This is a genomic window from Monashia sp. HAY1-5C (assembly GCF_056755255.1).
The window spans coordinates 1-9,624 of the sequence record NZ_JBPGXG010000162.1; the positions used below are offsets into that span (position 1 = coordinate 1).

Here is a 9,624-nt window from a genome sequence, read left to right on the forward strand (position 1 = left end):
GCCCTGGGCCGCGTGCGTGATCTGGTCCCGGCTCTGCGGCAGGACCTCGAAGAGCTTGTCGAACGCCTGCCGCCTCGGCTTGTAGGCACCGGCCTGCTGGGCGGTGACGACGTAGTCGAACGGCACGCCGATGGTGTCGAGGTGGAACGGGATCAGGTCGTCATCGCTGTTGGTGAGGATCGCGATGTCGTAGCCCTCCTTGAGCGTGCGCAGCGCGTCGGGAACGTCCGGGAAGACCGGGAACCGTTCCACGGCGACCATCAACCGGTCGTAGTCCTCATCGCGAAACTCGATGCCGTGCAGCAGCATGCAGTTCTCCAGGGTGTCTCGGAGAATGTCGCGGTACCGGCGGTACGGCTGCACGACGGCCTGGAAGCGCATGACGCGCAGGTTGTCGAGGAAGACCTCGTGCTCGACACCGACCTCGTCGAGGCGGTCACGGACGATGGGCAGGGTCTCTCGGTTGAGGTCGAAGTCGATGAGGGTGCGGTAACAGTCGAACGTGACGACGGGGCGTGGGGTCATGGTTCGCCTTCCTGGTGGTCGTGCGGCATCGTGCCGTGCAGAGGGGTCGGTCCCTGCAGCCCGCGAGGAGGGCGAGGACGCTTCCCGGCCGGGTCTCCCCGACGGAGCGGACCTCCCTTCCGCCGGGGGTGGGTGGCTGCGGTTCGACGCTAACGGCGGGGGACGGTCGCGTGCCCTTGACAAAGTGTCCGCAGTCCGGCCGCGCGCAAGACACACCGTGCGTCGGCGCCACCTCGGCGCCACCTCGGCGCGGCTCGGGTCCGGCGATACTGGAGAGCCGGCAACCGGGACGTTGTGTCAAGGCAGATGGCGACCAGGTGACAGTTTGTGTCTGTCTCGGGGGTGTGACCGCGCGCACAGTGGTCGCATTCGCAATCCGCCCGGGCAACCGAGAGGCACTCCCATGACAACCACCTTGGACGACGTCCCCGTCAACCGTTTCCACCGGCGTCTGGTCGCCATCGCGATGGGCGGGCCGTTCTGTGACGGCTACCTGCTCGGCATCATCGCGGTGGCGCTGACCCAGATCACGCCCCAGCTGCACCTCGGGTCGGTCTGGTCAGGCCTGATCGCAGCCTCGGCCCTGATCGGAGTCTTCGTCGGAGCCATGGTCTTCGGCGCGCTCACCGACCGGGTCGGTCGGCGCCTGATGTACCTGCTCAACCTCGTGGTGTTCGTCGCGGCCTCCGTCCCGCAGTTCTTCGTGCACGAGGCCTGGCAGCTCTTCGCCCTGCGCCTGGTCATCGGGATCGCGGTCGGCGCCGACTACCCGATCGCCTCTGCCATCACCGCGGAGCTCGTCCCCAGGAAGCTGCGTGGGCCCGCGTTGTCCGGGCTCGTCCTCTCGTGGTGGGTCGGCTTCGGCGTCAGCTACTGGGTGGGGCTCGGTCTGTCCGGCCTGGGCCAGGACGCCTGGCGGTGGATGCTGCTCTCGGGCGCGGTCCCGGCCCTGGTGTTCCTCCTCGCCCGTGCCGGCGTCCCGGAGTCCCCGCGATGGCTGGCCAGCCGTGGCCGGATCGAGGAGGCCACCGCCGTCGTGCACACGTACGTCGGCACGGACGTCGCACTCGACGAGCTGCTCCGCGAGAGCGCGGCTCCTCGGCGCAACGGCTCCGGCCTGGGCAACATCCGTCAGCTCTTCCGTCGCGGCTACGGCAGGCAGATCGTGTTCTGCTCGACCTTCTTCCTGTGCCAGGTCACCACGGGGTTCGCCATCCGTACGTTCCAGCCGCAGATCCTCGCGTCCATGGGTGTGCAGAACGCGACCGTCAGTGCGGCGGTCCTGATGCTGATCCCGATCCTCGGCGTCTCGACCGGTCTGGTCCTGGTGAACCGCGTGGGCCGCCGTTCCCTCCTGCTGACCAGCTTCGCGGCGATCCTCGTCGCACTGGTCGGCCTTGCCGTGCTGCCCCTGCACCTGGCTGTGCCGATCATCCTCCTGTTCGTGGTGTTCCACTTCGCCGAGGCCGCCGGCAGTGCGCTGCAGTTCCTCTACCCGAGCGAGCTCTTCCCCACCGACCTGCGCGCGACCGGGGTGGGCTTCGCAGCGGCCATGAGCCGCTTCGGCTCGGCCGGAGGCACGTTCTTCCTTCCGGTGCTCGTGGCCTCGGTGGGGAACACCGGCACGCTCCTGATCGGTGCCGGAGTGACCCTCGTCGGACTGGCGGTCTCGTTCGCCCTGGCTCCCGAGACCAAGGGCCTCGCCCTGGCGACGGCGAGCACGGTGACCTCCGAGTCAGCCGTGCGGGAGCGGACTCCGGCGCTCCACGGCCGCGCCGGGCGTCTCGGCCGGCCGGACACGGAAGGCGCAGCGAGGAGCTCCTGACCCTCGTTCCCAGCCCTCCGGCCGGCCCTTCGACGAGCGCCGTTGCGCCCGCCTCACGCGTGGCGCAGGGTGGTGGGGTGAGTCGGGCAGGGAAGGTCACCGTGGCGCAGGTCCTGGCCCTCCCCGTGCTGGCCGGCGGGCTCCCCAAGGTGCTCGCCGGCCAGGACCGGTTGGACCGCCCGGTGAGGTGGGTGCACGTCAACGAGTGGGAGAAGCCTGCCTCAGCCCTGCGCGGCGGTGAGCTCGTCCTCACGACCGGCATCGGGTTCCCCAGTCGGCTCGACGACTACGCCGCAGAGCTGGCCGACATCGGTGCGGCTGGGGTCGTGCTCGAGCTCGGTCGGTGCTTCGAGGAGGCACCCTACGACCTCGTCGCAGGGTGCCGCGCCCGGGGACTGCCGCTCATCGTGCTGCACCGCGGCGTCAAGTTCGTCGACGTGACGCAGGAGGTGCACGCGATGATCCTGACCGGCCAGATGCGCACGCTTCGAGCGGCGGAGCGGATCCACGACACGTTCACCGGGCTGTCCCTCCGGGGCGCAGGGGCCGAGGAGATCGTCCGAGCCACGGCAACGATGACCGGACGGGCGGCGGTCCTGGAGAACCTTGCGCACCAGGCTCTGATGTGCGCGCCCGGGGAGCGCACGCTCGAGCACGTGTTGAACCGCTGGGAGGAGCGTTCCCGGGCGACCCCCACGCCGACCGACCGCACCGCGGTCTCCGGCCAGGAAGGCTGGCTGGTCACCTCCGTGGAGTTTCGTGGGCAGCGTTGGGGGCGGCTCGTCGTGCTGCCGAGCAGCGCCGCCGAGCAGCAGTTCCATGCCGAGGACGTCATGGTGCTCGAACGCGCCGCCACGGCCCTGACCCTGGCGCGGCTGACGCACGAGACGCACTGGGAGGAGCAGGCGCACTCGGACGCCCTTGTCGACGTGCTGGAGCAGCGGCACCTGTCCTGGCGCGACACGAGGGCCAAGATCAGCGCGCTCGGCATGCCCACTCAGGGGCGCCGGCTGGCGGTCGTCCTGGTCCGCCCCGACGAGCCGGCAGCGTTGCTGGAGAAGCTGCGCAGCCGGTTCGACGGCTCTGCGCTCGTGGGTGACCTCGGCGACCGAGGCGTCGGCGTCCTCCTGTCGTTTCGAGGCGCGGAAGGCTGGCGGCCGCTCGCCGAGGAGGTCAGCGAGATGGCCGGCACCGCCGCCTACGTGGGGGCCGAGGTCGGCGAGCTGTCCGACGTCGGCCGCTCAGCCGCCGAGGCCGAGGACGTGGCGGACGCCACCCCGGCGGACGCCCCGCCCGGCGTCTACACCGTCACGGACATCGGTCTGCCCGAGCTGCTCTACTCCTTGCGCGACGACCCGCGCGTCCAGGCCTACTCCGAACGACAGCTGGCACCCCTGCTCACCTACGACACCACGCACGGCACGGACCTCCTCTCCACGCTGCGCCACTACCTCGCCGCCGCGGGGAACAAGTCCGTCGCCGCGCGCCGGAGCCACCTGTCGCGCCAGGCGCTGTACCAACGGTTGCACCTCATCGAGGACGTCCTCCACGGAGACATCGAGTCCGGTGACTTCCGCGCCCAGCTCCATGTCGCCGTGGCTGCGTTGGATGCCCAGCGTGCCAGGCAGGCGTCGAGAAGCTGAGGCACCAGCGCTGCGGAGACGATCGCCACGAACTGAGTGTGCGCTCCCAGCCGGGGGTCACTGCCCGGAGACGGGCAGTGCCAGGACCGGGACCGGCGCGCATCGCAGGATCTTGGAGGCCCTCGATCCCAGGAACACCGACGCCACCGGGCCGTGCGAGCTGGACCCGACGACGAGGAGGTCGCCCAGGGACCACGGTGCCTGTCCATCGCCTCGCGCCAGCTGTGACCGTCACCGATGACGGCCTCCAGCCGGCGTGGGACGTCGGGCAGCCGGCGCACCTCGGCGAGCTGCTCGTCGATGACCTCCCTGGTCCGCCGGGACCACTGGTGCACCACGAGGTCCTCGCCCGCGCCGGCCAGGGTCGCGGCGAAGACCTTCTTCGGTCGCACCGAGAAGGAGGCGACTCGAAGTGAGCTCGTGGTGCGGGCGGCGTAGTCCGCGGCGGCGCGGACCAACGACCAGTCCTTGGACGTGCCACCGAACGCGACGGTGACGCGCCGGAGCCGGCCGCCGGGCTCGGCCTGGTAGCCGCGCGGCGCGAGGGCGACCGGGACCGGCGAGCTGTGCACGATGCGGTCGGCGACGCTGCCCAGGGCGACGAGGCCGAGCCCCCCGTTCTCGGACGACCCGAGCACGAGGACGCTGGCGTCGTGCTCGGAGGCCACCTCGAGCAGCCCGGTGGGCACCGAGGGGGCATGGTGCAGGACGTAGGCGGTGTTGACGTCGTCGGGCATCCGTTCCTTGGCCTGAGCGAGCGACTGCTCGCCACGCTGGGTGAGGTAGGCCCGGTAGTCCGCGTCGACGCGCTCGGTGCTGGGCGGCCAGGCGGCCGCCACGACCACGGCGACGACGACGTCCTCCCCCGACGACCGGGCGAGGAGCGCGGCCAGCTCGAGCGCCGAGGTGCCGCTCTCCTTCGGCGTGCAGCCGACGACGACGGTCACGGCTCCTCCACGAGTGCCGGCTCGGTGCGGTGCGCGATCACGTGCGTGACGGGGACCGGGTAGCTGGTGCGGGCCCGGTCGACGACGTCGTAGCGTTGCCAGATCGAGTCCTCCAGGGGCCTGGTGGCGATGACGATCTGGTCGGGCCGGAAGGACCGCACGGCGGTGTCGAGGGCCCGCAGCGGCCGGAAGTCCCCGAGGTCGCCCTCGACGCTGAGGCTCTCCGAGCGCAGCGTGGCGAGCGTGGTGTCCAACCGGGTCCGGGCCGCCTCGACGGTCGCGTCCCACACGTGCAGCGGGCCGGTGACGGCCGCCTGCCCGGTCTCGACCGGGCTCGCCGGCACGCACACGTAGTACGTGGCCGCCCGCTCGGCGTCGATGCGTCGCAGCTCGTCGAGCAGCTCCGCGGAGCCGACCGTCTCGTTGGCCAGCACCAGCACCCGGCGCGCGTGGTCGGACGCAGGGGTCCCGGGGGTCTGCGCACGGGCCAGGACGTACTTGTTGACGACGTAGAGGACGAGGACGACGCCCCACGACAGCAGGCTGAGCAGGAGCTGCGAGCGCACGCTCTGCGTCAGGCCCATCTGCACCAGCACCGCGACGATGCCGAGGGTGGCGAGCACGGACAGGCCGGGGAAGAGCCACATCTTCACCGTGAGCGTCGACTCGTCGGTGCGCAGCCGCAGCCGGATCTGCGAGATCGAGATGAGCAGGTAGACGAAGAGGATGATGGCGCCGGACGAGTTCAGCAGGAAGGCGAACACGCCGTCCTCGTCGATCGCTGCCGCGATGACGCACAGGAAGCCGATCACCGACGAGGCGAGGATGGCCTTCGTCGGCACGCCCCGACCGTTGACGGTGACGAGCTGTGCCGGGGCCTCACGTCGGGCGGCCAGGACGAACAGCATCCGCGACGCGGTGTACAGACCCGAGTTCAGGCAGGAGAGCACGGCCGTGAGGACCACGGCGTTCATCAGGTCGTCGGCGTAGGGGATGCCCATCTCGGTGAAGGCCGCGACGAAGGGTGAGCCGGAGAGCGCGGCCGAGTTCCAGGGGAGGATCACCGCGAGGAGGAACACCGACCCCACGAAGAACAGGCAGATGCGGGTGATGACCGAGTTGGCTGCCTTGGCGACGGCGCGCTCGGGGTTCTCGGACTCGGCCGCGGCGATGGTCGCCACCTCGGCACCCACCATCGAGAAGATGACGGTGACGACGCCGGCCGTCAGCGCTGCGGTCCCGTGGGGCAGGAAGCCGCCGTGGCTCCACAGGTTGCTGAAGTCGAGGTGCTTGTCGGGCCAGATGCCGAAGACGAAGAAGCTGCCGCACACGATGAAGAAGATGATGGCGGCGACCTTGATGCCGGCGAACCAGTACTCGAACCTGCCGAACGACGCGACCGAGAAGAGGTTGGTCGCGGTCATGAGGACCATGAGGACGAGGGCGGAGGTCCAGATCGGGACGTCGACCCAGTACTGGATGATCTTCGCGCCGGCCACGGCCTCGAACCCGACGACGATGACCCAGAAGTACCAGTAGAGCCAGCCCATGGAGAACCCGGCCCACGGGCCGAGGGCCTTGCGCGCGTAGTCGGCGAACGACCCGGTGGACGGGTTGGCCACCGCCATCTCGGCCAGCATCCGCATCACCAGGATGATGAGGACGCCGGTCACTGCGTAGGTGAGGAAGGTGCCGGGACCGGTGTCGTGGATCACCGTTCCGGAGCCGACGAACAGCCCCGCTCCGATGACACCCCCCATCGCGATCATGCTCAGCTGACGCTGGGTCAGGGTCTTCTTCAGCTCGGGTCCAGGTGACATCGGTGTCTCCAAGGGAAAGGCCTGCGAAGGCGGGAGGGAGGTCCTGCGACTGTTGAGCCTGCCGTCAGCACTTCTGGTGCTCACCGACGGGACCAGCCTTGCGCCACAGGGCTGCTGGTGGGCCCCGGCGAGAGCCGGCAAGAGCGGGCGAGAGATCCGTCCCTGAGGGCTCTCCGACGCTAGCGCGTGCCGCGGGCCGCTGCGACTTACAGCCGTACGAGTGTCGCCGCCGCGCTTTCAGACAGATGTCGAAGCAGCTCCGGCCTGGATGGTGTCTGCCACGAACGGTGCCAGGGTCAGGCCGAGGTGGAGCACCAGCCGGTGGTCGCCGCGGGCGAGCTCGAGCCCGGTGACCTGCTCGATCTTCTGCAGCCGGTAGTACACCGTCTGCCGGTGCACGTGGAGTGCGGCCGCCGTCTCCTGCACGTTTCCGCCGGCCTCCAGGTACGTCACCGCGGTGTGGCGCAGGTCAGGATCGCCCTGCTCGAGCAGCCGCCGCACGGCGGGGTCGAGGACGGCGCTCGCCAACGCCTTCTCCGGGCCGCAGGCGAGCAGCCGGTAGATTCCCAGCTCCGGCCAGGCGGCGACGGGTCGCAGCGAGTCCACGACCTCGGCCACCCGGGTGGCCAGCCGCGCCTCGTTCCAGCTGCCGCGTGCCTGGGCGAGGTTCGGCCGGATGCCGCCGATGCCGACGACGAGACCGCTGCGGGAGCCCGGAGGGAGGCGGTCGGAGTACAGGTCGAGCGCCTGTCGCGCGACCTGCCGGGCGGCGTCGAGGCTGGTCGGGTCCGACGGCACGAGGAAGGTGTGGTGGTCCTCGCCGCTCGAGGCCAGCACCGACCTCGGCAACCGCCACAGGTTCATCGGCAGCGGCTGTGGCGCGAAGTCCCCCACCTGCCGGAGCACGACCGCGGCGAGCGGGGCGTCGCGCCCGATGATGCCCAGGTCGGCGATGGCCTCCGTCGCCCTGCTGACCGCATCGGGGTCAGCCGACAGGAGGTCCTCGACCGTGTAGGCGAGCTCCTCGCGGGAGCGGGCCTGCCGGGCCATCAGCGCTCCGGCCCGCTCGGCCAGGGCCACCGCCGCAGGGATGCGTGACTCGTCGATGCCGACATGCTCGTCGAGCAGCCACAGGTACCCGTAGGTGACGCCGTTCCAGCGCGCCGGAAGACAGAGCCGGCTCAGCACGCCGAGCTGCGACGAGGCGGGGGTGCGGACCGGCACGGTGCTCGTCGCGATGCCGAACCCCTCGAACCAGTCCTGCACCTCGCGGCTCGAGTGCCGCTGCAGGATCGAGCGCAGGCGGACCTCGTCGCCCTGCGCCTCGTGGGAGCAGAACGCCACGAGGTTGAAGTCCCGGTCCTCCAGGGTCGCCGGCCGCCCGAGCAACCGGGCCACGTCGTCGACGATGTCCTGGAACTCCGGTCGCATGGCGTCCTCCAACGGTCCGGCAGGGGCTCGCGGGCATTGTCGCAGCCGCTTTGAGCAGATGTCCAAAGCCGAGGGACGGCCGTGTGGCACCTGTCCGCTGCCGCGGGGTCGGCGGCGCGCGTAGTTTCGCCGCCAACCACCCGCCCGGAGGAGACACCATGCTCAGTACGGCCCTGCTGACGGCCTCGCGCAGTCCTCGGGTCAAGCGCCTCGTCACGAGCGCGCCCGCGACCCGCCGCCTCGTCGAGCGGTTCGTCGTCGGCGAGGACCTCGGTGACGCCCTCGCGGCCACGCGACGCCTCGTCGACGAGGGCCTGACGGTGACGCTCGACCATCTCGGGGAGGACACCGTGGACGTCGGGCACGCCACCGGCATTCGGCGGACCTACGTCGAGGTGCTCGGCCGCCTGGCCGACCTCGGCCTTGCCGGCCGTGCGGAGGTGTCGCTGAAGCTCTCCGCGGTGGGGCAGGCTCTCCCTCGCGACGGCCACCGGGTGGCGCTCGAGAACGCCCACGCCATCTGCGCGGCCGCGCGAGCGGCCGGCACCACCGTGACCCTCGACATGGAGGACCACACGACCGTCGACTCCACCCTGGCGATCCTCGGCGAGCTGCGCCGCGACGTCCCGGAGACGGGTGCCGTGCTGCAGTCGTGCCTCCACCGGACCGAGGCCGACTGCCGCGACCTCGCCCACGCGGGCTCCCGGGTGCGGTTGGTCAAGGGCGCTTACGCAGAGCCCGAGTCCGTGGCGTACCCCGCCAAGGCCGACGTCGACCTCGCGTACGTCCGCTGCCTCGAGATCCTCATGGCCGGCGACGGCTACCCGATGGTGGCCAGCCACGACCCGCGCATGGTCGAGCTGGCCGGCGCGCTCGCCGAGCGGCACGGCCGCGCCCCCGGCAGCTTCGAGTACCAGATGCTCCACGGGATCCGCAGCGGCGAGCAGCGCCGTCTGACGACGGCCGGCCATCGGGTCCGCGTCTACGTGCCCTACGGCGGCGACTGGTACGGCTACTTCATGCGCCGCCTCGCCGAGCGTCCGGCGAACGTCGGCTTCCTCCTGCGCTCCCTCGTCTCGCGCTGACCCGCGCCCCGACCTCCCGACCACCCGACCCCGACCACCCGACCCCGACCACCCGAAAGGACTCCCATGGATGGCGTCACCCAGGTGCCCGTTCCCGCCAACGAGCCGATCCGCGACTACGAGCCCGGCAGCGACGCCCGCGCCCGGCTCGAGCTGGCCCTCAAGGACCAGGCCGGACGACACGTCGAGCTGACCGCCACGATCGGCGGCGAGCAGCGCCACGGGGGCGGCGCGGAGCGCGCGGTCGTGCAGCCGCACGCCCACGGCCAGCGTCTCGGCACCCTGCGCAACGCGACACAGGACGACGCCCGGGCGGCCACCGCCGCCGCTCGCGACGCGGCACCGGGA

The 9,624-nt window shown here is 71.1% G+C and carries 6 protein-coding genes and 2 pseudogenes; 4 read left to right on the forward strand and 4 right to left on the reverse strand.

Annotated elements, in window-relative coordinates; genetic code table 11:
• Positions 1-525: HAD-IA family hydrolase (locus ACR9ZK_RS18905; protein ID WP_481343504.1), on the reverse strand; the 525-nt coding region annotated here is incomplete at its 3' end.
• Positions 526-928: 403 nt separating this feature from the next.
• Here ACR9ZK_RS18905 and ACR9ZK_RS18910 point away from each other — a divergent pair.
• Positions 929-2,350, forward strand: a complete 1,422-nt coding sequence (locus tag ACR9ZK_RS18910) for an MFS transporter (protein ID WP_481343505.1) — start codon at positions 929-931, stop codon at positions 2,348-2,350.
• A gap of 77 nt (positions 2,351-2,427) precedes the next feature.
• On the forward strand, positions 2,428-3,993 hold the full coding sequence (locus ACR9ZK_RS18915; RefSeq protein ID WP_481343506.1) for a PucR family transcriptional regulator: 1,566 nt from the start codon (positions 2,428-2,430) through the stop codon (positions 3,991-3,993).
• Positions 3,994-4,544: 551 nt separating this feature from the next.
• Here ACR9ZK_RS18915 and ACR9ZK_RS18920 read toward each other — a convergent pair.
• The 3 genes and pseudogenes from ACR9ZK_RS18920 to ACR9ZK_RS18930 all read right to left on the reverse strand — a co-directional run.
• Positions 4,545-4,940 (reverse strand): annotated as a pseudogene (locus tag ACR9ZK_RS18920) (universal stress protein); the annotation flags it as partial.
• Entirely contained in the window at positions 4,937-6,760 is a 1,824-nt protein-coding gene (locus ACR9ZK_RS18925) for an amino acid permease (RefSeq protein WP_481343507.1), read from the reverse strand. The pseudogene ACR9ZK_RS18920 and the gene ACR9ZK_RS18925, both read right to left, overlap by 4 nt.
• Before the next feature lie 237 nt (positions 6,761-6,997).
• Positions 6,998-8,191, reverse strand: a complete 1,194-nt coding sequence (locus tag ACR9ZK_RS18930; protein ID WP_481343508.1) for a PucR family transcriptional regulator — start codon at positions 8,189-8,191, stop codon at positions 6,998-7,000.
• Between the two features lie 158 nt (positions 8,192-8,349).
• Here ACR9ZK_RS18930 and ACR9ZK_RS18935 point away from each other — a divergent pair, with 158 nt between their 5' ends.
• Both ACR9ZK_RS18935 and ACR9ZK_RS18940 read left to right on the forward strand, forming a co-directional pair.
• Positions 8,350-9,276, forward strand: a complete 927-nt coding sequence (locus ACR9ZK_RS18935) for a proline dehydrogenase family protein (RefSeq protein WP_481343509.1) — start codon at positions 8,350-8,352, stop codon at positions 9,274-9,276.
• A gap of 66 nt (positions 9,277-9,342) precedes the next feature.
• Positions 9,343-9,624 (forward strand): annotated as a pseudogene (locus ACR9ZK_RS18940) (L-glutamate gamma-semialdehyde dehydrogenase); the annotation flags it as partial.

What these genes read in the sequence shown, in the direction of transcription:
- ACR9ZK_RS18925 (WP_481343507.1), bottom strand. Translation starts at nt 6,760, where the DNA reads ATGTCACCTGGACCCGAGCTGAAGAAGACCCTGACCCAGCGTCAGCTG.
- ACR9ZK_RS18935 (WP_481343509.1), top strand. Translation starts at nt 8,350, where the DNA reads ATGCTCAGTACGGCCCTGCTGACGGCCTCGCGCAGTCCTCGGGTCAAG.
- ACR9ZK_RS18910 (WP_481343505.1), top strand. Translation starts at nt 929, where the DNA reads ATGACAACCACCTTGGACGACGTCCCCGTCAACCGTTTCCACCGGCGT.
- ACR9ZK_RS18930 (WP_481343508.1), bottom strand. Translation starts at nt 8,191, where the DNA reads ATGCGACCGGAGTTCCAGGACATCGTCGACGACGTGGCCCGGTTGCTC.